General features: G+C 61.1%; 15 protein-coding genes. 4 read left to right on the plus strand and 11 right to left on the minus strand.

Annotation, left to right across the window (positions count from 1 at the left end; genetic code table 11):
* Positions 1–109 precede the first annotated feature (109 nt).
* The gene (locus NF78_RS11030; protein WP_035986296.1) at positions 110–2215 is read left to right on the plus strand and encodes a cation:proton antiporter; all 2106 of its coding nucleotides are present in this window, start codon (positions 110–112) and stop codon (positions 2213–2215) included.
* A gap of 116 nt (positions 2216–2331) precedes the next feature.
* Here the strand turns inward: NF78_RS11030 and NF78_RS11035 are convergent, their stop codons facing one another.
* The gene (locus NF78_RS11035; RefSeq protein WP_035986299.1) at positions 2332–3882 is read right to left on the minus strand and encodes an N-acetylmuramoyl-L-alanine amidase; all 1551 of its coding nucleotides are present in this window, start codon (positions 3880–3882) and stop codon (positions 2332–2334) included.
* Between the two features lie 415 nt (positions 3883–4297).
* Between NF78_RS11035 and NF78_RS11040 the strand changes: the two genes are divergently transcribed.
* Positions 4298–6700 (plus strand): glycoside hydrolase family 9 protein, encoded by a 2403-nt coding sequence (locus NF78_RS11040; RefSeq protein ID WP_052050148.1) that lies wholly within the window; start codon positions 4298–4300, stop codon positions 6698–6700.
* Positions 6701–6930: 230 nt separating this feature from the next.
* On the opposite strand, the gene folE is transcribed toward NF78_RS11040, so the two are convergent.
* The 7 genes from folE to NF78_RS11075 all read right to left on the minus strand — a co-directional run bounded on the left by folE (position 6931) and on the right by NF78_RS11075 (position 20388).
* A complete protein-coding gene (folE, locus tag NF78_RS11045; RefSeq protein WP_035986301.1) occupies positions 6931–7638 on the minus strand; it encodes a GTP cyclohydrolase I FolE in 708 nt (235 codons plus the stop codon).
* Positions 7639–7719: 81 nt separating this feature from the next.
* Complete coding sequence (locus NF78_RS11050) at positions 7720–8457, minus strand: SDR family oxidoreductase (RefSeq protein ID WP_035986304.1); 738 nt, start codon at positions 8455–8457, stop codon at positions 7720–7722.
* A 267-nt stretch (positions 8458–8724) separates the two neighbouring features.
* A complete protein-coding gene (accA, locus tag NF78_RS11055; protein ID WP_035989416.1) occupies positions 8725–9705 on the minus strand; it encodes an acetyl-CoA carboxylase carboxyl transferase subunit alpha in 981 nt (326 codons plus the stop codon).
* A 319-nt stretch (positions 9706–10024) separates the two neighbouring features.
* Entirely contained in the window at positions 10025–10969 is a 945-nt protein-coding gene (locus NF78_RS11060; protein ID WP_035986306.1) for a DUF6208 family protein, read from the minus strand.
* A gap of 27 nt (positions 10970–10996) precedes the next feature.
* Entirely contained in the window at positions 10997–17491 is a 6495-nt protein-coding gene (locus tag NF78_RS11065) for a type I polyketide synthase (RefSeq protein ID WP_156119730.1), read from the minus strand.
* Between the two features lie 24 nt (positions 17492–17515).
* Positions 17516–19807, minus strand: a complete 2292-nt coding sequence (locus NF78_RS11070; protein WP_052050152.1) for an AMP-binding protein — start codon at positions 19805–19807, stop codon at positions 17516–17518.
* Positions 19808–20208: 401 nt separating this feature from the next.
* Positions 20209–20388, minus strand: coding sequence for a hypothetical protein (locus NF78_RS11075; RefSeq protein WP_052050156.1), 180 nt, complete (start codon positions 20386–20388; stop codon positions 20209–20211).
* A gap of 218 nt (positions 20389–20606) precedes the next feature.
* Between NF78_RS11075 and NF78_RS11080 the strand changes: the two genes are divergently transcribed.
* Positions 20607–21602 carry an ABC transporter ATP-binding protein gene (locus tag NF78_RS11080; RefSeq protein ID WP_052050158.1) on the plus strand — a complete coding sequence of 332 codons (996 nt, stop codon included), beginning with the start codon at positions 20607–20609 and terminating at the stop codon, positions 21600–21602.
* A 14-nt stretch (positions 21603–21616) separates the two neighbouring features.
* Here NF78_RS11080 and NF78_RS11085 read toward each other — a convergent pair whose 3' ends face one another.
* The 3 genes from NF78_RS11085 to NF78_RS11095 form a co-directional block, all read right to left on the minus strand.
* Complete coding sequence (locus tag NF78_RS11085) at positions 21617–23065, minus strand: glycoside hydrolase family 13 protein (RefSeq protein WP_035986310.1); 1449 nt, start codon at positions 23063–23065, stop codon at positions 21617–21619.
* Positions 23066–23482: 417 nt separating this feature from the next.
* Positions 23483–23896: a nuclease A inhibitor family protein gene (locus tag NF78_RS11090; RefSeq protein ID WP_035986312.1), complete on the minus strand. Its 414-nt coding sequence runs from the start codon at positions 23894–23896 to the stop codon at positions 23483–23485.
* A gap of 1 nt (position 23897) precedes the next feature.
* Positions 23898–24359, minus strand: a complete 462-nt coding sequence (locus tag NF78_RS11095) for a peroxiredoxin (protein WP_035986315.1) — start codon at positions 24357–24359, stop codon at positions 23898–23900.
* Between the two features lie 81 nt (positions 24360–24440).
* Here NF78_RS11095 and NF78_RS11100 point away from each other — a divergent pair, with 81 nt between their 5' ends.
* Positions 24441–25916: a DASH family cryptochrome gene (locus NF78_RS11100; protein WP_035986317.1), complete on the plus strand. Its 1476-nt coding sequence runs from the start codon at positions 24441–24443 to the stop codon at positions 25914–25916.
* Positions 25917–26342 lie beyond the last annotated feature (426 nt).

Below are 26342 nucleotides of genomic sequence, written 5' to 3' on the forward strand. Positions count from 1 at the left end.
AAGGTCAACACCATCGACTATCATCTATTTCCCCAGGCAGGTTGGCGGCCTAGCCTCTGGATGGTGATATAGATTGGGTATTTCAAAGCAGCTCCCTACCAAGCAGGTTATGACGCATTTCGGGTTGGATTTTTTTGCGGCGATCGCCGCGTCAGGAACCCTTGCTAAGGTCGTTCCCCTGCCCCTGGGGCAAATTTTGCAGGAGCCGATTACCGATCCGGTCGCTATCTTTCTGACCATTTTGGCGATCATGCTGGTGGCCCCCCTATTAGTTGAACGGCTGCGGCTACCGGGCATTATTGGCCTGATTTTGGCCGGGGTTTTAGTTGGCCCTTACGGCCTGGGCATTTTAGAGCGCGATAGCACCATTGTCTTGCTGGGCACCATCGGGCTATTGTTCCTGATGTTCTTGGGCGGACTTGAAACCAGCCTCGATGACCTCAAGCGCAACGCCGACAAACCCATTATTTTTGGTCTGGCTACCTTCGTTGTGCCCATGGTGATCGGCACCGGGGTGATGGTGGCTTTGGGCTACGGTTTTTGGGCGGCGGTGCTGGTGGCATCCTGCTTGGCCTCTCACACCCTGGTGGCGCTGCCGGTGCTCAACAAACTGGGCATCATGCGACACCCCTCCTCCACCGCTACTCTGGGAGCCACGCTAATCACCAACGTACTGGCGCTGCTGGTGCTGGCGGTGGTGGTCAAGGCCGACCAGGGCGATCTAACCCTGGGCTTTTGGCTGTTTTTAATTCCGGCCCTGACGATCTATACCTTTGCGGTGCTGTGGGGGGTGCCCAGGCTGGGCCGCTGGTTTTTTAAAAAATTTGGCCACGATGAGGGGGCTGAGTTTACGTTTGTGCTGGCGGCCCTCTTTGTCGCCTCCTACCTGGCCAGCCTGATCGAAATCGAACCGATTGTAGGGGCTTTTTTGGCGGGGGTGGCCATCACTCAGATCATCCCTCGCCTCAGCCCGCTGATGAACCGGGTCCAGTTTATTGGTAATACCCTGTTTGTGCCCATCTTTCTGATTTCGGTGGGCATGCTGGTAGATCCGCTGATTTTGCTCCGCGAGCCCCAGTCGCTGGTCTTAGTCGCCATCATCGTGCTGGCTGAGCTCCTCAGTAAGTTTCTGGCCGCCTGGGGATCTGCCCGCTGGTTCAAGTGGCCGTTTCCCAGCACCATGGTGATGTTTGGCCTATCCATGGCCCAGGCGGCCTCTACCCTGGCCGCCATCACCATTGCCTTTGACATTGGCCTGGTAGACGAGGTGGTGGTCAATGCCATCATTCTGATGATTCTGGTCAGCTGCGTGTTGTCGCCGTGGGTGGTGGCCCGCTGGGGTGGTCAGCTTCAGACTCAGTCCGTTGAGGCGGCCCCGGCCCCGGCCAGTGACCAGCAGGCCCCAGCCGTGCTGCTGTTGGGCAAGCGCGTTTTGATTCCAGTGGCAAACCCTAGCACCGAGGACAATCTGCTGCAGCTGGCGATTATTCTGACCAAGCGGGTTGGGGGGACGCTGCTGCCCCTGCATGTGCTGCCCGACCGCAACCAGCCCATTGCAGAGGCCGACAAAAACCGCCAGGAACGGCTGCTCGATACCGCCGAAACCATTGCCCATGCCGCCGCAATTCCGGTCGAAACCATTGGCCGCATTGACGACTCCATTGCTTTGGGCATTTTGCGCACCATTCAAGAGCGCAATGCTGACCTGCTGATCTGCGGGTGGAAGGGCTTTTCGACCTATCAGGAAAATTTCTTTGGCAGCGTTATCGATACCATCGTGCGATCGGCCACCATTCCAGTGTTGATCAGCCGCTTTCCACAGCCGATCGAGAATACCGAAAAGGTGGTGCTGGCGATTACCGGTCGGCAGGCGAGCCTGGGCCAGATCAAAAAGACCCTACCGATCACCCAGTCCCTGGCCGAAGAGCTCAAGGCTCCCCTGCATGTCGTGCAAGTGGCCGTTAGCTCGGCCCGCGATCGCAAGCTCACGGCCCTACTCCAGGAGAAGGACATCTCAGCACAGTTGGTGCATGGCAACACGGTCAAGCGCGTCACCGAGGCAGTTCAGCCCAACACCCTGCTGGTTCTCATCGCCAGCACCCACATTGTTGGCCAGTCTGCCCTGGGTCGCGAGCCCGAAGCCATCGTTCGCGCCAACTGGGATACCAACATTCTGGTGCTGCACTTTCCCGCCAAACCGCGCCAGAAATCCTAGGGGCTGTCATCAATGGGCTGCTAACCGCTCAAAAAGTAAGGGTTACAGCCCCTAGTTAGCCTTGTTGGGTTCTGCTAACGCACCACCTAACCTACAAACTTAGGTTTGACAGAGCCCTAGGGGCGACCGTTTAGGTAGTTGACAATCCCCTGGGCGATCGCCTGGCCCATCTGGGCCTGCCAGCGGGGGTCGCGCAGCTTGGGTGCATCGATGGCCCCGGTGACAAAGCCAATTTCGATCAGGGCTGAGGGCATAGAGGTCCGCCGCAGCACTAAAAACCGGGCCTGGCGCACGCCGCGATCGTTCATGGCCAGGGTACTCAAGACCTGATTTTGTAGGGCGGTGGCCAGCACCCGCCCCGCCTCCGAGTAGTAGTAGGTCTCCAAACCGTTGACCTCCGAGCGCTGCATGCTGATCGCGTTGGCGTGAATGCTGACAAAGACCGTCGCTCGGGCGGCCTCAGCCATAGTGGCCCGGGGCTGCAAATCCACCGTTTGATCGCTCTGGCGCGTCATCTGTACCGCGATGCCCTGAGCCTGAAGCGCCGCCGCCGTATGCTGGGCCACCGCCAGCACCACGCCTTTTTCCTGCAGACCGCCAATGCCAACGGCCCCAGGGTCGGCCCCACCGTGGCCGGGGTCGAGCATGACCAGCACTTGGCCCCGGTTGGGCCGCTGGGCTGTGACTACCGGCTGAGGGGCTGGACTCGCCACCGCCGGAGGTGCTACGGCGTGGTGCACGGGCGCTGGTGCTGCCGCTGAGTTGATCACCGGCAGCACTACCGTTGTGGGCGGTGCGGCAATCTGGCTGGGGGCAACGCCGATGGGGGTCAGCCAAATGCCGCCATTGGCCAGGGGCGTAATCTGCCAGTCGGGGCTATACCCGTCCAGGGTCAGGGTAACGCGCACGGCGGGGGGCGCGGTGGCAAACTGAGTCAGGCTCCAGCGGTGAACCCCGTAGCGCCCCTGGGGCAGGGCCTCGGCGGACAGCCCCTGGGCGATCGCCGCATCCAGCAGATCGATCACAATTTGTCGCGCCTGGTTGGCATCGCGGGTGCGGTAGACCTGCACCTGGGGGGCCGCTCCAGCCGTGGGGATGAAAAACCCCTCGGCGGTCGCCTGAACCCCTCGCAGCACCGTGGCCGTGGCCCTGACCGCTGCCGGGTTGACCTGATTGCGGCTGATCAAGGGCGGCAGCGGCTCGGCCCCTACGGTTGTTAAGGGGCGCAGGGTCGCCGCCTTCGAGAGATCGGGAATGGTCAATGGACTGTTGGGAAAGTCTCCACCGGCGATCGCGCCAAGGCTACCCGGCAGCTGGACAACCCACTGTTGGGCGGTCATACCCCACACTTTGACCTGCTTGGGGTCCAGGTTGTAATCGGGGCTGAGATCCAGCACCAGGCGGGTGGTGTGGGCGTCGGCCTGAATCACCCGTACCGCCTGCACCGTACCGCCAATGAACTGATCGCCCAGGGCATCATTTGACACGATACCGGGCAGATCAATGACCAGCTGATGGCTAGGCCACAGGCTGACCTGTGGCTCTACGCTGCTCTCGGTGGTGAAGACAAGGCGGTTCTGGCCGGGGTCAAACTGCCAGGCCTGGAGCCGCGCGCTGGCTTTTGCCGGCAGGCTGCCCAACAGACACACCCCGGCTATACTGACCACTCCCGAAAAAAACTGCCTTAGCCGCAATTGGGTCGATCTCCCCCGTACCACAGAAGTTAGCTCGGCGCTTGGTCCGAAGTTGGGCCCGCTCCGATGGCGATCGCGGGCCATTGACTACATCAACTCCAGCTCCCCAACATGTCCCATTTGAGCCTAAAAATTGGCTCTCAAGCTTCAAAATGTCGCTTCAAGCGGCTCTTGAGGGGCTGAATCGGCTTAGATATTAGCTCACTTTTCATGAAGCAAAGCCCCAATTGTTTAGCTGCCGTAAAACTTTGGTTAGCTCTTCTAAAGCCTCCCCACACCCTTGTTCAGGAGTGGCTACGATCGCCCGAGAGCGTTGGGCCAACCCCCGGGTTCAAGCTGGGGCAAGCCCAACCGCGTCAGGGAAATGGCCGAGAAGAGGATTTAAAGCATGGGGTTCGCAATCAATCGCTGGCCGCGTCGGGTAGCGCTGTGGCTGGGTCTACTGGCTTTTGCGGTAGCCTGTGGCACAGGCACATTGGGGCGTCTGCCCAACGCCAGCGCCGATCAACCCGAGGTGAGCATAGCCGTGGTCAGTCCTGAGGTGGTAGAGATTACCGTGCACCAGGGAGAAGTAATCCACGCCCGCCAGGTTCCTTACCAGCCTCAGCCCCAAGACCGACTGGAAACCGAAGGCTTTAACACCTGGCTCATTCGGCAGGGGGAAGCCCTGGGAACGCTGGTTAGTCCCAGCCAAGACATCCTTTACGGATTCGATCGATTTATTGACACCCCGTTTAACGCCAATCGCGCCAGCCAACCCCGCAGCTACCGCATACAGTCCGGGAACGCCCCTGGTTATCGGCAGTCTACTCCCCCCGTGGAGGTGTACCGCAAGAGTAAACCCGTGGATCTGGCCCGCATAGACCGCCGTGGCAATTTGCGCTGGGCGATGGAGCATCGCTTTTACTTGCGCCTGCCAGCTCCCCTGTCGCCGGGACAAACCTATCAAATTCAGTCGGTCGGACAAAATTTGCCCCCGTTGAGGCTAACCTACCAGCCCGAACACCAGCTGAGTGAGGCCGTCCATGTCTCAGCGGTGGGTTTTCGCCCCGACGATTCGCTCAAAGTTGGCTTTTTATCGACCTGGATGGGAACAGGGGGCGGACTGAGTTACCCGGAGGGCCTACCGTTTCGGGTGATCGACGAAGCCACCGATCAGGCCGTATTCACCGGGCAGGCCCAACGCCGCCACCACAGCGGCGACATCGAAGACCCCCGCGATCGCACCTATACCCTCGCCGACGTTGACGAACTCGACTTTAGCACCCTCGACCGGCCCGGTCGCTATCGCCTCTGCGTCGACACTGTGGGCTGCTCCCACCCCTTTGCCGTCGCCGAGGATGCCTGGCAGCAGGCTTTTTACCTGGCCGCTCGGGGGTTTTATCACCAGCGCAGCGGCATTGCCCTGGGTCCCCCCTACACCGATGTGGTACGTCCCCGCCCCTTCCATCCCGACGATGGGGTCACCGTCTACCATTCGAACACAGGGCTGATGGACACGGGCAACGGCCTCAACGCCCAGGGCACCGATGAAGGCAACTTTGCCAACCTGGTCAAAGGCAAAACGACGATTCCGGTCGACAATGCCTGGGGCGGTTACTTCGATGCGGGCGACTGGGACCGCCGCATTCAGCACCTGGAGGTAGCCCGCTGGTTACTCGAGCTGATCGAACTGTTCCCCCAGCCGATGGAACTGGCCCTCAACATTCCAGAGTCCGATAACGACCTCCCCGATCTGCTCGACGAAGCGCTATGGGGCGTTGACTTCTTCCGCCGTCTGCAAACCCCTGAAGGTGGAATTCGCGGCGGCATTGAGTCGGAGGAGCATCCCAGGCGCGGCGAGACCAGCTGGCAGGAGTCGCTGTCGATTATGGCCTATGCCCCCGACCCCTGGAGCAGCTACATCTACGCTGGGGTCGCCGCCCGCACCGCCCGACTACTCGGCACCTACGCCCCCGACCAGGTCCAGGGCTACCGCGACAGCGCCCTGGCGGCCTGGACCTGGGCCGAAGACCGCCATTGCCAGGGCATTGAGGCCCTGGACTGGGTGGGCGATCGGATTGAGGCCGATCGCGCCCTGGCCGCCCTGGAGATCTATCGCCTGAGCGGCGATCGCGCCTGGCACGATCGCTTCCTCGCCGCCCACTCAGCCATCCCCGCCGATGCCCGTGACAACCACCTGGTCGCCCCTCCCCGGCAGGAAATCGATTTTCTCTATGGTTCCATGCCCGCCGACCAGGTTGATGCCGATCTGCAAACAGATTTGCAAGCCGAGCTTCTGGCCGAAGCCGATGCCGCTATGGCAACTGGCCAAACCACTGCCTTTGGCTGGGCCAAGTCCCACCCCTACGCCCCGGTGGGCTGGGGCAACGGCCTAGGGGCACCGAAGGCGCGCACCCTGCTGCGGGCCCACGCGCTGACGGGTCAAGACCGCTATCTCAATGCGGCCCTCCTGGCCTGCCAGTTCTCCGCCGGGGCCAACCCCGACAACATGACCTATACCACCGGTCTGGGCCACAAATCGCCCCAGCACCCGCTGATTGTCGATCAGCGCATCACTGGAGACTTGCTGCCGGGCATTACTCTTTATGGTCCCATCGACACAGGGTTCTACGGCGATGAATGGCACTTTGGAGTGCTGGAGTCAGTGACCGTGCCTCCGGCCCGCCAGTGGCCCTCCGTTGAGACCTACTTAGATATTTACTTTGTGCCCAGCATCAACGAGTTCACCGTGATGCAAAGCATGGCCGATGCCGCCTATGCCTGGGGCTATTTGACCGGGCGAACCTGACTTGCCAGTACAAAACCCCGGTCTCTCAGCCAACGGACAGGTCATGCCGTCGGAACTGGGAAAGAGAAACCGGGGTTTTATCAGCAGATTTTGAGGTTGAGCCCATCCAAACACTTTGATTCTAGGTTGGGGTTCTGTGCTGGTGGGCAGTGCCCACCCTACGGCACATTAAGGCGCTTGGCCATCCATCAAACGCGAGTTGGTGGTTTTGAGATAGGCCCTTAGAAGAACTAGAAGAACGACGGCTGGTGGCGAATCAGGCTGAGAAACTCTTCTCGAGTTTTAGAATCCTCCTGAAATACCCCCAGCATGGCGCTAGTCACCGTCCAGGAACCGGGCTTTTGCACACCGCGCATGACCATGCACATGTGGCTGGCTTCCACCACCACAGCCACCCCTTTGGGGTCAAGAATTTCCTGCACCGCTTCGGCAATCTGGCGATTGAGTCGTTCCTGCACCTGGAGACGGCGGGAATACATCTCGACGATGCGCGCCAGTTTGCTCAGCCCCACAACTCGCTGGTTGGGAATGTAGGCAACGTGGGCCCGCCCCATAAACGGCAGCATGTGATGCTCACAGAGGCTAAACAGGTTAATATCCCGCACCAGCACCATCTCATTGTGGCCCTCGTCAAAGATGGCCCCGTTGACAAGCTCTTCCAGGGACTGCTGGTAGCCACTGGTGAGAAACCGCATTGCCTCTGCCACGCGCTTGGGCGTTTTGAGCAGCCCTTCCCGCTCAGGATCTTCGCCCACCGACAGCAGCATGGTGCGCACGGCGTCGGTCATGTCTTCGTGGCTGGTCTCGGGAATGGGGTACTGATCGGCATCGCTGCGGTAGCTGCGGGTGCGATCGGGACGAATTTCGGGCTGGGCGATTTTAGGAATACCATTGACGGTAGCTTTGTCGTTCAGGCTGTTCGAGGATGCGATAGTCATAGGGGTTTTAAACACTCCAAAGGTTCAACAGAATTGAGGCCACTCGCTGAGTAGGCCGGGTTGCTACAGGGTAAAAACTTACTAGAGGGCACCGCCAGCGGGCATCAGGGTGAGATCTTCGATCACCGCCGCAGGAGGCATGAGAATGGTGTGCAGAACGGTTTGAGCCACCACATCGGGGCTGAGCATGGCCGATCGGTCGAAGTCGGCCTGTACCGTGTCGGTATCCCAGATAGAGGTGTTCACCGCGCCCGGAGACACCGTCACGACCCGAATGCCGTGGCCCCGCTCCTCTACGGCCAGCACCCGCGATAGAGCTACCAGGGCCGCCTTGCTGACGGTATAGGCTCCCCAGTCGGGAAAGGCGGATTTGGCGGCAACGGAGGCAATATTGACAATGGTGCCGCCGCCCCCGGCCCGCAGGGTAGGCAAAACAGCCTGAATACACTGAAAAACGCTGGTCAAGTTGAGATCCATTACCCGCTGCCAGTCGGTCAGCGGCATAGTGGCGATCGCACCCGTATAGCCCATCCCAGCATTGTTAACCACAACGCTGAGGGGACCAAAATCCGCCAGCACCTCGACCATCCGTTCCTGCACCTGCTCTACCTGGGCCAGGTCGATGGCGTAGGCCTTCGTGGTCACTTCAAAGGCGGCCAGGTCCGCCTGCACGGACTGGAGCGACTCCAGGGAACGGCCCAGCAAAGCCAGATCATATCCCGCCTGGGCCAGGGCCTGGGCGATCGCTTTTCCGATACCACGGCTGGCCCCTGTTACCAGGGCACGACGCGGCAGGTCAGAAAATGTAGACGTCTGCAATAGAAAGTACCAATTGACAAAAACGTGATTTGCAGAACCCCGGACAATTCCAAGGCACAGGAGGCAGCTCAGCCATCAGCCCAAACCAGACCCATTCACCATGTTAACAAATGTAAACGGTTTATTAACGTCATCGGCATTGACAAGCACCGGGGGTTTACATCGACCCTGGCGCTGGCCTAAAGCTGACAACTACGCACGACTCAACTCCTTCCTGGATAGGGGGCTAAAAAAGGCTTAGACCTGGGCTGGCTTCTTCACTATGCCCTAAGCAGCTTCGGCAAAAACACCAATCTGACGGTATTTTTGGTAACGCAGCTGCTGTAGTGCGGTCGGGGTGAGCTGAGAGAGCTCGTTTAGCTGCTGCACTAGCGCCTGTTTCAGGCTGTCCGCCGCCTCAATGGGATGGGCGTGGGCACCTCCAACGGGCTCAGGCAGCAGCACATCTAACAGCCCCAGCTGCTTCAGGTCCCAGGAGGTAATCTTGAGGGCTTCGGCAGCTTCCCCGGAGCGGGCCGCATCTTTCCACAAAATGGCGGCACAGGCTTCGGGGCTGGCTACGGTGTACACCGAGTGCTCAAACATCATCAGGCGATCGCCCACCCCGATGCCCAGCGCCCCGCCGGAGCCCCCCTCACCAATGATGGTGCAGACGATGGGTACCGTGAGACCAAACATTTCCCGCAGGTTATAGGCGATCGCTTCCCCCTGGCCCATTTCCTCGGCTTCGTAGCCGGGGTAAGCGCCTGGGGTATCAATAAACGTAATGATTGGCATTGAAAAACGATCGGCGTGGCGCATCAGCCGCATCGCTTTGCGGTAGCCCCCTGGCGAGGCCATACCGAAATTGCGGGCCACATTGTCCTTGGTGTCGCGCCCCTTTTGATGGCCTAAAATCACCACAGGGCGACCTTCCAGGCGGGCAACGCCGCCGACCAGGGCCGGGTCGTCTTTGCCGGAGCTGCGATCGCCGTGCAGCTCAATCCACTCGTCGGCAATGGCTTGAACATAGTCGAGGGTGCTGGGGCGGCGGGGATGGCGGGCTACCTGCAGCCGCTGAGCCGGCGTCAGGTTGGAGAAGATTTCCTGGCGCAGGTGGCTAGCGCGGGCCTCCAGCTGGCGCAGCTGTGCCGAGACGTCCACATCATTTTCTTCGGCCAGGTCTCGAATTTGATCAATTCGAGCTTCCAGCTCAACCAGGGGCTTTTCAAAGGACAGCAAAATCGACTTGCGCTCAGGTGGGGCCATGGCCAGGGGAGTCAACCGTTAAAAATACAGACGCTCAAAACACAAATACTGAGGCCAAGCAGCCCGGCTGCCCGAACTAGCAATGGTCTCCGCTCTTCTAGAATACCAAGCCAGGCCCCCTCAAGATCGCCTCTCCGACCGGGGCATCCCCTACCGCCAGGGAGGGATATCCGCTGGCTAACTCCAGGTGACGTTGTGCCCCGGTTATGCCATTGCTAGAACCGTTAGGCCATTACCGATCCGATGGGCGCGAATGGCTGTAGGTCATGGGCCATGACGTGCAAAATTTGCAGGTGACCAGGTTGAGGGCAATCCGACCTCAGGGCTGGGCTCTGGAGCGCAGAAATTTGACTAAGGGAGCCACCACGCCCAGCATCTCTGGGGTTTTCGGATGTACCCGGAGAATATAGACCCCCTGTTCGGTCATGGGGTCCGTAGTGTGGTGGTCTTGGGTGATGGGATACCAGTCGTAGGGAAAGCAGTCGCGGCTGTAGAGGCTGAAATAGAGGCGATGGGTGTCGAGCAGGTGGGCGGGCAGGTCCAGGGTAAGCTGCTCGCCCCGGTCTAGGGCACCGTAGAAAAAGTGAGTCTCGGGGTTGGGAACCGGCAAAAAGGTCGGTTTGACAAAGGATCGCGGCAGCCACTGCATCCAGCGCAGTAGCGGATAGACGTAGAAATTTAGCGCACTGAACAGCAGACCCCGGCGGGCGGCCAGCCCGCGATAGAACTGGTTGAAGTCGGGCGGGGCCGATCGCGACTCCGAGGCCAGGGCGGGGGCACCGTCTACAACAATGGCGGGCAGCTGCACCGGATCGCGCCAGTCGTAGTGGCGTAACCCCACCAGGTAGCGACCAGGCGGCAGCTCAATGGTCGCGGTATCTTGATCGGGCGACACCGTGAGGGAGCTAATGCTGGTCAGGGTTTTGTAGCCCTTGAGGGTGTAGACCACGGCGGTCCAGGTGGGGGCCGACTGCCAGAGCGATCGCACATCCAGCGTAATGGTGGACTGCACGGTGAAGGGGCCTGCGATCGCGATCAGCGCATGCAGGTTCCAGCGAGCCCGGCTCATAGTCCACAGCAGCTTGACGGGCGACTTCAAAAAGTCCGCCGACACGATTTGCCAGTCAGCCTCAACCTTGGTATCGGTGGGGTTGTAGTAGCGGCTGATCAGCGTCAGGGTTGCCTTGACTACCCGTGAGAAACCGTAGGACAGTAGCCCCAGAGGAATCTCCCAAAGTACGGACAGCTGGTGAACTAGGGGCATTGACGAGGCTCCGATGGGGACCGACGCCTAACCCGCAGGGGCAAGGGCGGCGTGAATGATTTGGGCTAACCCGCCCGGGGTTTCCAGGGGCAGGTCATGCCCCCCGGCTAGAGATACCTGATTGGCCTGGGGCAGGTTTTCTCGCAAAAAAGCCAGGTCTTCAGGGCGGTTAAACTGGCTATTCTGGCCAAATATTACCGTAGTAGTCCGCTGAATGCCCCGCAAAATTTGGCCGTAGCCCTGGCGGTCAAGCAGACCACCGCTCAGGCTCAGGGTCGTGCGCGTCTGCAAGCGCGGATCGCTGCGCCAGATCACGCCCCCTTCCACCGTCTGGGTCAGGCGCTGGGCCATCGCCTCGGCCACAGGCTGACTCAGATAGGGCTTGAGGGCCAGCAGCCTTTGGGTTGCCACTGCTACCGACGCCATCACAGTCGGTTGCGGAGCATGGGCCAGGGCATCGAGATGGGCCACCAGCTGGGTGGCGGGTTCGAGGGATGGCCCAGTGGCGGGCACTACCGGCTCCACCAACACCAATTGCTGCACCCGCTCCGGCCGCAGACTGGTCAAAACTGCCCCCAGCACCGCCCCCATGGAGTGCCCCACCAGCACAACGGGGGAGTCCAGCGTGGCGGTCAGGCAGTCGAGGTCGCCCAGAAAATCGAGCAGTTGATAGCCGCCATTGGCACCTGCGTGGGCCGAGCGGCCGTGGCCCCGCAGGTCGGGGGCAATAACGTGGTAGCCCTGGTCCGCCAGGGCCGTTGCCACCCCATCCCAGGCGGCTCCGTGCTCCAAAATGCCGTGGAGACAGAGTACCCTGGGGCCCTCCTCCGACCCCCATTGGCATAGGGTGTAGGGTTGCTCACGCAGCACTATTGTTTCTTCTCGCATCGCTCCCAGCGGCACGTAGCTGGAGGGTTCTGAGGCCGACTCAACCAGCACGGTTGCCGAAGTGGCCGCAGCCGAAGTGGCCGCAGTCGTCGCCTGTTCCTGGGGCAGGGGATAGTTAAACTGGGCCGCCAGGGCCTGGCTGGTGGGGCTCAGCCGATGGGGCAGCTGAATACCCTGCCAAATTTTGGCCAGGTGGGCCTCAATGCGGCTGCGCTGCCGAAAATTGGGGTCATCCACGGCCATCGACTGGGCACTCACCCCGTCGGTCATGCGTCGCCCCTCGTAGGGGGTCAGCACCGCCGGGTCAAAGGGCAGCTCCAGAAAGGCACACAGGTCGCGCATGGTCGGTTCTGGATCGACCACCAAGTCTTCGTAGCGCAGGGTATGGTGGCGATCGCCGTCCAGGGCGCTGGCAAAGGTGCGAATGTTTTGGTTGCAGGCCTGCCACACCTGTTCCGCCAGCTGGTAAGGGTCATCGGGCTCCAGATCAAAGATTTTGTACATGCGGTTGTGCACAAAGGATTCGATCACGGCGTAGGGGTGGCGCACCAGATGGATGTATTTGGCCCCCTCAAACATCTGTTCAGCCCGCTCCAGGGTCTCCAGACTGAGGCTATAGGTGGGCGATTTATCCACCAGTAGCCGCCCTGCAGCCATTTGCTGAAGTTTGTCGTATACCGCTGGAACTGTGGTGTGGTGCTGCCGCCATTCGCTCAGCAGAGCCCCGGCCTGGTCGGCGCTCACCTGCAAGAGCTCCATCACTGCCCGCTGGAGGCCCTCTTGCAGGTAGCTGTAGCCCAGGGCCGTAGCCTGGGCCTCCAGGGTGTTGAAGGGCAGCAGGTGGAGTTCCGGCGGGCAGAACAGATTGGGATGGCCCGCCAGCATCACCCGCAGCAGGGTAGACCCCGATCGCGGCGCCGACAGCAAAAAGACCATCGGTGGGTTGCGGCGGGCGGGCAGTGGCTCCAGCGGAGCCGGGGCCTGCCAGGGGCTCTTGGGTAGAGCTGTGTCCGCCTCTTCTGATAACTCTGTCGCTGCTAAACCTGCGTCATGCCGATCGCTGGCGGCAGGACGGTGCACCCGCACCAGCTCCCGAGCAATGTATGCCGCCAGGGCTGCCACCGTGGGATGGGCCAGCACCTCGCGGGGGTAGAGCACCAGATCCAGGTCCTGCTTGCACAGGGTCAGCAGTTCCATGGTCATTAGCGAGTCGATGCCCAAATCCATTAGGGGCGCGTCCACAGGGACAGCCTCCGACAGCCCCATGACTGTGGCTACCTGGGTTTGCAAATAGGTGGCCACCGTGGCGACGCGATCGCCCTCGGGCTGGGCCAAAATCTGCTCCAGGGAGGGCACGATCGCCTGCTTGCTAACAGGGTCAACCTCCTGGCGCTGCGGGACCAGAACCGCCTTTTCCTCGGTGACAAACGCCGAGATGATCGCTGGTGGGCGATCGGTGGGCAGGTAGCGGAACAGGCGAGGCCAGTCCAGGCGGGCGATCGCTACTGTTGCAGGCGTTTCAGCAGTTAGCAATCGCCCAAGCCACTGCCACCCCTCAGAGGCTTTCAGAGGCGGCATGCCCCGCTGGGCAAGGGCAGTAGCGCTCTGGTGGTCGGCCATGCCCGCTCCCTGCCAGGGCCCCCAGTTGATGCTCAGAGCCGGTAGCCCTTGCTGGCGGCGGTACTGGGCCAGGGCATCCAAACCCGCGTTGGCTGCTCCGTAGTTGCCCTGACCAGGGGAACCCAGCACCGACGTAATGGACGAAAACAGTACGAACCAGTCCAAATTTAGCGTCTGGGTGAGCTGGTGCAGATGCCAGGCCCCCTCCAGTTTGGCGGGCATTACCTGCTGGAACTGCTCGACGGTCTGGTTGGCCACAAAGCCATCCGCCAGGACCCCCGCCGCGTGAAAGACGCCGCGCAACGGCGGCAACTGCTGCTGTATGCGGTCGATCAGGGTGGCCAGGGCCGTGCGATCGCTCCCATCCACCGCCTCCACCCACACCGTCGCTCCGGTCTGACGCAAGGGTTCCAGGGATTTCTCCAGCTCGGGGCTGCTGCCCCGACGACTGGTGAGTACCAAATGCCGGGCCCCTTGCTCGACCAGCCAGGCGGCCAGCTGCTGGCCCAGAGCGCCAGTGCCCCCGGTAATTAAATAGGTAGCCTCAGCCTGAATGGCCTGGGCTTCAGCCTTAGCCACAGCGGCAAAATCCAGCGCCTGGAGCCGGGGTACCCAGGTCTGCTCTTCGCGCAGGGCAATCTCATCTTCGCCCTGGGAATTCGTGATCTGGGCAATCAAGTTGTCGAGCCAGGGAGCCGCTGCTGACGCATCCGCCGGGTTGGGCAAATCCACCAGACCGCCCCAAAATTCGGGATGCTCCAGGCGCAGGGTACGGCCTAGCCCCCACAGCACGGCCTGCTGGGGCCGGGTGATGGCATCGGCGGCGGCCACGGATTGAGCGCCCTGGGTCATCAGCCAGAGTTTGGTCTGGCCAGGGCTCGGCTGTTGAGCCAGCTCCTGCACCCAGTGCAGAATCGGCTCGGTGATGGCCTGCGTATTGAGCCCCCCATCGGTGGTTTCAGGAGCAAACACGAGCAGTCGGGACGGCTGAGCGTCGAAAGTCGCCATCAGCGCCGCAAAGGGACGATCCTCGGCCAGCGAGACCTGGTATTGGTGGGGCTGCAAGGTCTGGAAGCGATCGCCTTCTACCACCCGAATGGCCTCAATTCCCTGCTGCCGCAAGGTCTGACTCAGGCTATCCCAGAGGGCATCGCTGGCCCCACAAATTAGCCACTGTTCACCCGCTCTGGCGGCGGCGGGGGCGATCGCCTGGGGCTGCCAGACAATGCCGTAGGCGGTGCTAGGAACAGGGGCGGGCTCACTGGCGACAGCCGATGCCGCGCTGGGCTGAGGCAGAGCCAGGTCAATCCAGTAGCGCTGCCGCTGGAAGGGATAGGTGGGCAGGCTCAGCCACTGGCGCTGGTAGGGGCGATCGAAGCTGGCCCAGTCGATACTGAGCCCCCGCTGGTAGAGATGGCCCAGGCTGGTGAGCAGGGTGTGCCAGTCGGACTGGCCACGGCGCAGCGACGGCAGCCAGGTGTGGGAGTTGTGGGGCACACAGCGTTTGCCCATGGCACTGAGCACCGGATGGGGGCCAACCTCCAGGAACAGGGTGTGGCCTGCTGCGTTCAGAGTTGCGATCGCATCGGCAAACCGCACCGGCTGGCGGGCGTGGCGTCGCCAGTAGCGGGCATCGAGGGGCAGATCGGGGCCAACAAATTCCCCGGTCAGATTAGACACCAGCGGCAGCGTTGGGGCATGGAAGTTGATGCCCTGGGCGCTCTGCTCAAACACATTGAGAATAGGATCCATCAGTGCCGAGTGGAAGGCGTGGGACACCTGGAGGGGCTTGGTGCGAATGCCCTGGCTGTGGAGGTCGTCAACCACGGTTTCTAGGTCGCTTTGGGAACCAGCGATCACGGTATTGTCTGGCCCATTTAGGGTAGCCAGGGAGACGGTACTGGGCAGCGCCGCCGCCACGGTATCGGCATCGGCAAACACCGCCACCATACCGCCGTTGGCGGGCAGGGTCTGCATCAGCCGCCCCCGCAGGGCCATCAGTCGCAGGCCATCCTCGAGGCTAAACACTCCGGCCACGCAGGCGGCCACGTATTCGCCCACGCTGTGCCCCATCACCGCCGCCGGACGAATGCCCCAGGCCATCCACAGCTGAGCCAGGGCGTATTCCAGGGCAAACAGGGCGGGCTGGGTGTAGCCCGTTTGGTGCAGGGGAGCGGCGGGTGAATCTAGCCCATCCCCATCTTCTCCAAACAAAAGACGCTGTAACGACAGGTCCAGGTAGGGTTGCAGAAGCTCGTCACAGCGGTCGATGGTCGCTCTAAATACGGGCTGGGTGTCGTAGAGCTGTCGACCCATGCCGACGTATTGGGAGCCCTGCCCGGTGAAGAGAAAGACGACGCCGGGGGAGAGATGAGGGGATGATGAGGTGGAGAGTTGGGAAGGTGAAGAAGATTGATTGAGGGCGGTGACGAGGGTAGGGAGGTCTGGGGCCAGGAGGGCCAGGCGATGCTCGAAAGCGGTGCGGCCAGCGTTGGCGGTGTGGCAAATGTCGCCCAGGTCGGCCTGGGGCATTTGGGCCAGGGCGGTGGCCATGGTCTGGGCGTAGGCGGCCAGGGCGGGCTGCGATCGCGCCGACAGGCAAAACAGGTGCAGCGGTCGTTCTAGAGCTGGGTGGGTAGTGAAAATGGGGGCAGCCTGGAGGGCGACGTGGGCGTTGGTGCCGCCAAAGCCAAAGGAACTCACCCCGGCGATCGCCATGTTCTCGGCTTCGGCCCAGGGCTCGCGCTGCTGCTGCACCCGCAGGGGAATCTGGTCAAAGGGAATGTAGGGGTTGGGGGTATGGAAATGTAGGCTGGGCACCAGGGTGCGGTGCCGCAGGCACAGAGCCACCTTGATCAGGCTGGCGATGCCCGCCGCCGCCTCGGTGTGGCCAATGTTGCTCTTCACTGAGCCCATCCGGATGGGCCGATCGAGGCTGCGGCAGGGGCTAAATACATTTCCCAGGGCCTTGGCCTCGATCGGGTCGCCCAGCAGGGTGCCAGTGCCGTGGGCTTCAATGTAGTCAACCTGCTGGAGCGGAATGCCCCCGCGCTCGTAGGCGGCCTTGACCACCGCCTCCTGCGCGGCGGGGTTGGGGGCCGTAAGACCGTTGGTACGGCCATCCTGGTTGGTGGCGCTGCCCCGAATCAGGGCATAGATGCGATCGCCATCGGCCAGGGCTTGACCCAGGCGTTTGAGCACCACCGTACCCACGCCCTCGGAGCGCACAAAACCATTGGCGGCCGCATCAAAGGCTTTGCAGCGCCCGTCGGGAGAGAGGGCGGTCAGTTTACTGAACCCCACAGTGACGGTGGGGGTCAGGATCAGGTTGACACCTCCGGCCAGGGCCAGGCTGCTCTCTCCAGTCCACAGGCTCTGGCAGGCCAGGTGCACCGCCACCAGCGACGACGAGCAGGCCGTATCGACCGTCAGGCTTGGACCCTGCAGGTTGAGCAGGTAGGACACCCGGTTGGCCACCATGGTCGAGGCCAGACCCGTGGCGGTATAGGTGCCCACCACCTCAGGCCCCTGCAACAGCATCTGGCCGTAGTCCAGGGTTGAGGCGGCGGCAAACACCCCCACAGATTGCCCACCCAGAGTGTGGGGCACGATGCCAGCGTCCTCCAGGGCCTCCCAGACGCTTTCCAAGAACAGCCGCTGCTGGGGGTCGATGTAGGGGGCTTCGCGGGGGGCAATGCCAAACAGCGCCGGGTCGAACTGATCGACTGCGTCTAAAAACCCGCCCCAGCGACAGTAGGTTTTGCCCGTAGACTGGGGGTCGGCATCGTAGAAAGCCTCGACGTCCCAGCGATCGGCGGGAACCTCGCGAATGGCGTCTTGCCCTTCACTCAATAGCCGCCAGTAGGCCTGGAGGTTGGAGGCTGCCGGTAACCGACAGGCCATACCCACAATAGCAATGGGTTCTGGTAGCCCTCGTTTACGCTGCAACTGTAGCTCTAACAGCAGCCGTTTCTCTGGGGAAAGGCTGCTAATTCGCCTTGCGAGATCCTCCACAGGCTAACTCCCACGCTCCATTGTTTAATGACTCTGTCTGCCCAGCAGGGTTTGCACCTCTGCGTCTGACAGCAGCTCCAATTCTCTTACGATCTGCTCCAATTCCCGCTGGTCAACGGCCTCTACCAGGGGGTCAGCGACAGTGGTGGTGTCCCTAGCCGAAGCTAAATACACCGACAGCGCCTCTATGGTGGGGTACTCGTAGGCCAGGGTAGGCGATAGGGGTACCCCCAGCACCGATTCCAGTGCCTCCGCTAGCTCCACTGCCGCTAAGGAGTCAAGCCCATGCTCCGCCAGGGGTTGACGCACATTGAGGGTGTGTTTGGGTACGCTCAGGGCATGGGCCAGCCAGCTCACCATCCAATCTGCGATCGCATCAGCGGTCATCAGCGGGCTCGGCGACAGGTTAGCGGTGACGGCGGTCGAGCGGCCCCCTTCCCCAAGCGAGCTCTGGGCTATCGGCGCGATCGCATCATCGAGTTGCGCGTCACCGTTCAGGGCCTCTGCGGTAGCCAGTGCCTGAGCGGCCTCTATCGCAGGCCAGCCATGGACCACATCAAACTCTCCCGCCAGGAACATCGATCGACACAGGTGGCGCTGTACCTTACCGCTGGAGGTTTTGGGCATGGCGTTGGGCTTGAGCAGGACGATCGCCCCCACCTGCAAGTCATGGTGCTCGGCCACCTGGCGGCGCAGGGCACTAAAGATGGCCTCGGGGTCGGCGGTGCGCAGGGCGCTGCGCTCCAGTTCGTGAACAATCACCAGGTGCTCGGTGTCGTCCCACACCACCGAAAAAGCCGCACCGCTGCCCTGTCGCAGGGCGCGATGGGCCTGTTCTGCCGTGGCTTCGATATCTTGGGGGTAGTGGTTACGGCCCCGGATAATGATCAGGTCCTTGAGGCGACCCGTAACGTAGAGGTCGTCGCCGTGGAGAAAGCCCAAATCGCCCGTGCGCAGAAACGGCCCCCCAGACCCATCGGCCACGGTCCCATCGGCCAGGGTAGCCTGAAAGGCCTCTCGGGTGGCGGCTTCTCGCCGCCAGTAGCCCTGGGCCACGCTGCGAGACCAGCGCACCCAGATTTCGCCAATGGTGCTGGCAGGGCAGGGCCGATGGCTGTCAGGGTCAACAATGCACACCTGGCTGGCGATCGCCGGGGGGCCACAGCTGACGATCGGCCGAGCCGCATCTTCATCGCTAGCATCCACCAGAGTGACCCGGTTTTGCTGCAAGTCGCTGGCTTTGAGAATCAGGTGCTTGGGCTCAGTCTGCACCGCCTCTCCGGTCACCAGCAGGGTGGTTTCGGCCATGCCGTAGCAGGGGTAAAAGGCCTGGGGCCGAAAGCCGCTGTCGGCAAAGGCGGCGGCAAACTGGGTCAGGGTGGCCTGCTGCACTGGCTCAGCCCCGCTAAAGGCCAGCTGCCAGGCGCTCAGATCCAGCGATCGCCGCTGTTCTGGGGTCGTTTTGCGCACGCAGAGGTCGTAGGCAAAATTGGGCCCGCCGCTGGTGGTGGCTCGGTAGTGGGAAATGGCCTCAAGCCAGCGCACCGGACGCTGTAAAAACGAAACCGGGGCCATCAGCGTCATCTCTGCGCCCACGTACAGCGGCTGCAAAATACCACCGACCAGCCCCATGTCGTGGTAGGGCGGCAGCCAGGAAACCCCCCGGCTCTCGGCGGTGTTGCCAAAGCAGCGGCCAATCAGCTCAGAGTTGTGCAGCAGGTTGTCGTGGCTGATCATCACCCCCTTGGGCAGGGCAGTGGAGCCCGAGGTGTACTGCAACAGGGCCAGGGTAGAGGCCTGGATAGCTGGGGGCCGCCACTGCTGAGCCAGGTCGGGCTGGAGGCCATCGGTGCTGAGGCAGTAGAGCGATCGCAGTGAGGGAGTCTCCGCCAGTCGCCGCTCCAGCTTTTGCAGGGTGGCGTTGTCGGTCAGAGCGACGGTAGCTCCAGCATCCTGGACCATGGCCTGGATGCGATCGAGCGATCGGTTGGGGCGAGGGGGGTAGGCGGGAACGGCGATCGCCCCGGCATAGAGGCAACCAAAAAAGGCAGCAATGTAATCTAAACCGGCGGGGTAGAGCAGCAGCACCGGCTGACTTTGGCAGTTTAGATCCTGAAGCAGCACCGCAATGGCCTGGGCCTGCTGCTGCAGCGCCCCGTAGGTCATGGGCTGGGCCGTCTCGGGGGTGCCCTCTGCCAAAAACCGATAGGCTGTGCCCCGGGGAGTCTGCGCAGCCCGCCAGCTCAACAGATCCACAAAGGTTTCAACCGTTGCCAGGGGCTGTAGCGACGTCTGGTTCACGGTTCGGTTCAACATATCCACAGCCCTGAGAAACTTAAAGGAGGGTTAACCCTGCCAGCGGTAGACACGAAGACCAGGCAATGCCCTGGCCCAGAGGCCGTCCTGGCACCACCTCCCCATTGACTAAGGAAAAACCGCCAAACCTTTGGCCAAGAAAAGGGAGAAATTGGGGGCAGCAAATTTGGTCGGGGCTCAAGCGGCACCATAGCCAGAACAAGTACAGCAGTAAAATAACGGTGAAACAGACAGCAATCTCTCCCCATCCTAAAAAAAGCCCATCCTAAAAGAGGACTGTCCAGGCGCACTCTAGAATACCAATAGAGGTATCCGATTACCTAGGCTTAACCCGGTAACGCTGACTGGCCGCTACCCCGACCACTCCGGGGCCTGGGGACCAGCAGACCGCTCAACTCTGGCTATATCGCTGTAAGGCTATAGGTGAACATCCCCACCAGGGTAGATATCGGGGCGGGCACCATGTCGCCGCGAAAATCCAGAATTTGAACCAGCACGAGATAACCAACCGCTAGCAGCAGGGAGATTACCCCGGTAATCACTGCTACCAGTTTTGAACGGTCAACCTTAAAGCGATCCATAGAGTGATTTATCAAATGAGGGTGAATGGAACCTAAGCTAAACGTATTCCTTGGCAGGCAGACCCTGGCGTTGCCAACCGCTAGAGGCACTGCCTGTATCCGTTTAACCTTGGCACAACGAAAGCTCAAGCGGCCCCTGGCAAGGGAGAGGTTTTCGAAGGGTAATCTAGGAAGGAGTCCTTACTGATTGTCGTCTATTTGGTCTTAGCACGGTTTCTATGAGCGCTCCACTACCGATTGATCCTACCCAGTTAGATAACCGTCCGCCAGACAATCGCCCCGCTGTGGTACAGACCCAAAGGTTAACCAAAGCCTATCGCACCGGGTTTTGGCTCAATCAACGGGTCACCTCGCTGCAAAATTGCACCCTTAACGTCTACCAAGGCGAAACCTTTGGGCTGCTGGGCCCCAACGGGGCGGGTAAAACCACCCTGCTAAAAATCTTGCTGGGCATCATTCGCCCCACCGCTGGTAGTGCCACCCTCCTGAACCATCCCCTGGGGGAGAGCGCCGTGAAGCAGCGCATCGGGTATCTTCCCGAAAATGCCTACTTCTACGACTTTTTGACCGGCTGGGAGTTCTTGCAGTACACCGCTGGGCTGTTTGGCCTGTCGCGGGCAGCCCAGCAGCGCCGAATTGTCGAACTGCTCGACCTGGTGGGGCTACCCCAGGCGGCCGCGAAGAAAAAACAGCTGCGCCAGTACTCCAAGGGCATGCTGCAGCGCATCGGTATGGCGCAGGCGCTGATGAACGATCCGGACGTGGTATTTCTCGACGAGCCGATGTCGGGGCTGGACCCCACCGGCCGATTTCAGGTGCGCGAGATTATTCTGGCCCTGAAGCGGGAGGGCAAAACGATTTTTTTCAACAGCCACATTCTGTCGGATGTGGAGGTGATCTGCGATCGCATCGCCATTCTGGACCAGGGCGAACTGATCGCCATCGGTAGCCTGGACGAACTGCTGGGCACCGCCGACCAGTACGTGGTCAAAGGGCGGGGCGGGCGCAGGGGCGAGCTGGAACCCTGGCTCGACCAGATGAGCGTTCAGGGCGACCTCTGGGCTGGGCACATCAAAGGCGACCCCTACGACTTTGCCAAGCAGATTCCCCTGGCGGGGGGGCATCTGATCACCCTGCAGCAGACTCGCCCCACCCTGGAGGAGTTCTTTATCGACCAGATCGGGCGGCGGCGTGGGGCACAGGACCGGCGGTGAGTGAAAACCCCCAATTAGGCGGCGATGGCCACCAGGGCTGAGCGCGGCGGCAGAGTCAACCGATCGCTGTCCCAGGTTGCGCCGTGGTAAGCGAAGACCTGCTCCGCCGATTTGACCGCTGGGGTGAGGGCCTCGGTGGGCAGGGTAACGGTGTCCTCGGTGCCGGAGTTTAGCGCCACCACCACGCGATCGCCCCCCAGGCTGCGGCTAAAGACGTATCCCATCCCCTCAGCGTGCAGAACGTCGTAGGTGCCGGTGTGCAGAGCCGGGTAGCGGTGGCGCAGGGCAATCAGCTCGCGGTGGACTTTGAGCAGATCGCGGTGCCACTCTTTTTCGGGGGGAAAGGTGCGGCGGCAGTCGGGGTCAAGCTCGCCGGGCAGGCCCACCTCATCGCCGTAGTAGATGCTGGGTGCCCCCGGAAAGGTAAACAGCAGCAGGGTCGAGAGCACCATGCTGGCGTCGTCTTCGCCTACGACCGAGTAAATGCGGGCGACATCGTGGCTGGAGAGCAAATTGAGCTGGGTGAGCTGAATCTCCCAGGGGTATAGCTTCAGCAGGTGCTGAATTTTGTCGGCATAGCCTGCCGCATCCAGGGCGGGGTAGGGGTAGTAGTGGGGATCTTCTACCAGGTCCATGTGAACGCGATCGCCCGCAGCAAAGGCAATGGTTGGCCCCGTAAACAGGTAGTTCATCACCCCGTCAAACTGGGTGCCGTCGAGCCACTGGCGAGCGTCGGTCCACACTTCGCCGACGATGTAGGCTTCGGGGTTGATGGCCTTGACGCGATCGCGGAACTCCTGCCAGAACCCCTCCGTCTTGACCTCAAAGGGTACATCCAGCCGCCAGCCGTCGATACCCTGGCGCACCCAGTACTCCCCCACCCGCATCAGGTACTCGCGCACCGCCGGGTGGTCGTGCTTGAACTGGGGCAGCGCCCGGTTGTCAACCCAGCTTCTGTAATTGGCGGGGAGCGCCCCGTCGTAGGCCGACAGGGGCCAGCCCTCCACCTCAAACCACTCCAGCCAGGGGGAGTTGGGGCCGTTTTCAAGAATGTCGTTGAAAAAGAAAAAGCCGCGACTACAGTGGTTAAACACGCCGTCGAGCACCACTTTCATATCTTTGGCGTGGGCGGCCTCCAGCAGGTCAAAAAAGGCCGGGTTCCCCCCCAGCAGCGGATCGACCTGGTAGTAGTCGTGGGTGTGGTAGCGATGGTTGGACGCCGACTGAAAAATCGGCGTCATGTAGATGGCCGTGACCCCCAGGTCCACCAGGTAGTCCAGATGTTCAGCCACGCCCCACAGATCGCCGCCCTTGTAGCCAAAGGGGGTCGGCAGCGTTTCCCAGGGTTCCAGGGTGACGGCCATGGCGGGGTGGTCCAGATGGCGCTGGGTACGGGCAAACCGATCGGGAAAGATCTGGTAGAAGACAGCGTGCTTCACCCAGTCCGGGGTTTGAAATGCCATGGATTGTTGCCTCGGTTTCTACCGATAGGCTACCGTCATCTGAGCGAAGTGACCAGGATAAAACGCCTGGTGGCCGGCCTGAACCAACCGCTGTGGGTCCTCCCCAGCTCGTTCAATCCTCAGTCAATCGCCTCAGTCAAACGGTTGATGACGGGTTGCGCCGCCTAAAAGAAACAGCTTAACGTTCTAGAGCGTTGCTGAATGCAGGTACGATGTGCCCCCCAGCCCCCCAATTCTGGGGGGAGTCGAAATCTCGAAGTCCCTCAAAATTGGGGAATTTAGGGGGGATGAAAGGATGTTAAGTTTACAGGTTCATTACTCGATTCAGCAACGCCGGTTCTAGATTCAAGACCAGCCATGGACCTGGAACCCGAAACCTGGAACCCCGACAAAGGTAGTTCCAGCTACCAGGCGGTCCTAGGTTTCCACAGTATGGGTGTAAATTCCTACGTGGCAGCCGCTGGCGTGGCGACCGAGCAGATATAGGTTTACATCCACAGTTCCCACCCGGTAGAGATGGAGATCCTCGAGGTGGGTCTGCAAAATCTCCTGCAGCTGCCTGTACCGCTGGGTCAACTGACCGCCCTGGGGCGTACTCCAGTAGAAATTGTCGAAGATGGGGCGAAAGAAGGCATCGGCGGGCTGATGCTGGTAGGTGTCGGCGTTGCTGCCCAGCTGCTGACCCAGGCTGGTGGCGTCGAGGTTGGGGTCGGCGTAGATGGCGATCGCCAGGGGGGCGTCGGTTTCACTGGGGTACCAGAGACCGGCGATCGCCTCCTCCAGGGCGGTCAGACAGGCCACAAAGTCGCTGTGGTGGGGCTGAAGTTCCATATCAAGTTGCCTGTAGGGTTTTCAAAATTCCCATCGCTTCGGCCACATGGCCCTTGGGGTTGAACTGCGAGTTAAAGATGTGGCGCACTGTACCCTGCTGATCGATCACGTAGGTCACTCGCCCCGGCAGCAATCCCAGGGTAGCCGGCACGCCATAGGCTTTGCGAACCACCGAGCCGCTGTCGCTGACCAGGGTAAAGGGCAGACTGTGCTTGCTGGCAAAGGCCCGGTGCGAGTCGGGCGAGTCGCTGCTGATGCCAATTACCTCGGCACCCTCCGCCACAAAGTCTTCGTAGCTGTCGCGAAACGAGCACGATTCTACAGTGCAGCCGGGGGTGTCATCCTTGGGGTAGAAGTATAGCACCACAGCCTTCTGGCCCTGGAAGCTACTGAGGGTCACCGACTCGCCCGTCTGGCTGGACAGGGTGAAATCTGGGGCGCGATCGCCAACCTGAATTGCCATAAATCATCAAGCTCCTGCGCGGGGGTTAATAGTTCTTTAGAATACTTAATAATGTGACTCACTGACCAATCCCTGCCGCCCATGACCTCCCTCGTCTGGTTCCGTAACGACCTCCGCCTCCACGATCATCAGCCTATGGATGAGGCCCTGCGAGCCGGAAAACCAATTGTGCCGCTCTACTGCTTTGACCCCCGCCAGTTCGGCCAGACCTGCTTTGGCTTTGCCAAAACGGGGGCTTACCGGGCACAGTTTTTGCTGGAGAGCGTGGCCGACCTGCGGCGATCGCTGCAGGCCCTGGGCAGCGATCTGGTGGTGCGGGTCGGCAAACCCGAAGCCATCATTCCAGAGTTGGTCAAAGCCCACGGGGTCGAGGCCGTCTACTGGCACGAGGAGGTGACCCGTGAGGAAGTGCAGGTCGAGCAGGCTGTAGAAGCCAGGCTGGGGAGCCTGGGTTGCAAGGCCGAGGTCTACTGGGGAGCCACGCTTTACCACCCCGACAACCTCCCCTTTGCCCTGCCCCGGCTGCCCGAAGTCTTTACCCAGTTCCGTAAGAAGGTGGAGCAGCACAGCACGGTCGATGGGGTGCTGCCCACCGCCGTCAAACTGCCGCCGCTGCCCCCGGTGGAGCCCGGCCCACTGCCAACCCTGGCTGACTTTGGGCTGGAGCCGCCCCGCGCCGACCCTCGCGCCGTGCTGACCTTTGCCGGGGGCGAAACCGCGGGTCTGGCCCGCCTGCACCACTACGTGTGGGAGGCCGACTGCCTCAAGACCTACAAGCAAACCCGCAACGGCATGGTGGGAGCCAACTATTCGGCCAAGCTCTCGGCCTGGCTGGCCTTGGGCTGTCTGTCACCCCGACGCATTTACGAAACAGTGCAGGCCTACGAAGCCGAACGCCTTCGCAACGAGTCCACCTACTGGCTGATCTTTGAACTGCTGTGGCGGGACTACTTTCGCTTTGTCTGCGCCAAGCACGGCGATCGCGTATTTTACCCCTCCGGCCTGCGGGGACTACAGATTGAGTGGAAACAGGATTGGGAGCGCTTTGACGCCTGGCGCAACGGCACCACTGGATTTCCTTTGGTCGATGCCAACATGCGTGAACTGGCCTGCTCGGGGTTTATGTCCAATCGGGGCCGACAAAATGTGGCTAGCTTCTTAACCAAAAATTTGGGCATTGACTGGCGGATGGGGGCCGAGTGGTTCGAATCGCTCCTGATTGACTACGACGTGTGCAGCAACTACGGCAACTGGAACTACACCGCGGGAGTTGGCAACGACGCGCGCGGGTTTCGCTACTTCAACATTCCCAAGCAGGCCAGGGACTACGACCCCGACGGGCTCTACGTCAAACACTGGCTGCCCGAACTAGAGGCCGTTCCCGCCGCTAAGGTACACGAACCCTGGAAACTACAACCCGTTGAGCAAAAGCGCTTTGGCGTCACCCTTGGGGTTGACTACCCGCGCCCCATTGTAAATTTGCAAAAGTCGGTGCAGGCCAATGAGAAAATTTATCTAGCGGCCAGAGAAATTCGTCGTCCCGCAAAATTTCGATAGAAATTTTGATAAGAGTTTTGCTTCTGTGATTCTTAACAACGTTTGCTCTCCCAACCAGCCAGAACCGTCCCGACTGGAGCTGAGGCCTTCAACTCGGTAGGAGCCAATGCCGCCCCTGCTATGCCGCCCGCAATTTTGCCGCGCTACGTTGTTGTTTTACTTAACCGTAGTCTTTGTAACGGCGGGCAATGTTGAGCTAACATAGAATCTATTGCAGTGTTGACAATGTCATAGTTTACTGACTGAGCCTTGCGGCATGTCCCTACGGACAGCCCTACAGGTAAAGAGAGATGCTAGGGCAAAGCTAGCGCTAACGCATTTTCATAAATCAAACCCTTAAATCAAGTCGTTGAATCAGCCATTTAACCCATACCCCAGCTCTGGACGGCTGGGGTTTTTTGTGGGTATTTTTTTGGGCATTGATCG

The sequence above is a fragment of the Leptolyngbya sp. KIOST-1 genome, from assembly GCF_000763385.1.
In the GTDB taxonomy this organism is placed as follows: domain Bacteria; phylum Cyanobacteriota; class Cyanobacteriia; order Phormidesmidales; family Phormidesmidaceae; genus Nodosilinea.

Excerpts from the sequence above, each read along its gene's own strand:
- NF78_RS11030 (WP_035986296.1), top strand. The coding sequence starts at position 110 with ATGACGCATTTCGGGTTGGATTTTTTTGCGGCGATCGCCGCGTCAGGA.
- NF78_RS11040 (WP_052050148.1), top strand. The coding sequence starts at position 4,298 with ATGGGGTTCGCAATCAATCGCTGGCCGCGTCGGGTAGCGCTGTGGCTG.
- folE (WP_035986301.1), bottom strand. The coding sequence starts at position 7,638 with ATGACTATCGCATCCTCGAACAGCCTGAACGACAAAGCTACCGTCAAT.
- accA (WP_035989416.1), bottom strand. The coding sequence starts at position 9,705 with ATGGCCCCACCTGAGCGCAAGTCGATTTTGCTGTCCTTTGAAAAGCCC.
- NF78_RS11060 (WP_035986306.1), bottom strand. The coding sequence starts at position 10,969 with ATGCCCCTAGTTCACCAGCTGTCCGTACTTTGGGAGATTCCTCTGGGG.
- NF78_RS11070 (WP_052050152.1), bottom strand. The coding sequence starts at position 19,807 with ATGTTGAACCGAACCGTGAACCAGACGTCGCTACAGCCCCTGGCAACG.
- NF78_RS11075 (WP_052050156.1), bottom strand. The coding sequence starts at position 20,388 with ATGGATCGCTTTAAGGTTGACCGTTCAAAACTGGTAGCAGTGATTACC.
- NF78_RS11080 (WP_052050158.1), top strand. The coding sequence starts at position 20,607 with ATGAGCGCTCCACTACCGATTGATCCTACCCAGTTAGATAACCGTCCG.
- NF78_RS11085 (WP_035986310.1), bottom strand. The coding sequence starts at position 23,065 with ATGGCATTTCAAACCCCGGACTGGGTGAAGCACGCTGTCTTCTACCAG.
- NF78_RS11090 (WP_035986312.1), bottom strand. The coding sequence starts at position 23,896 with ATGGAACTTCAGCCCCACCACAGCGACTTTGTGGCCTGTCTGACCGCC.
- NF78_RS11095 (WP_035986315.1), bottom strand. The coding sequence starts at position 24,359 with ATGGCAATTCAGGTTGGCGATCGCGCCCCAGATTTCACCCTGTCCAGC.
- NF78_RS11100 (WP_035986317.1), top strand. The coding sequence starts at position 24,441 with ATGACCTCCCTCGTCTGGTTCCGTAACGACCTCCGCCTCCACGATCAT.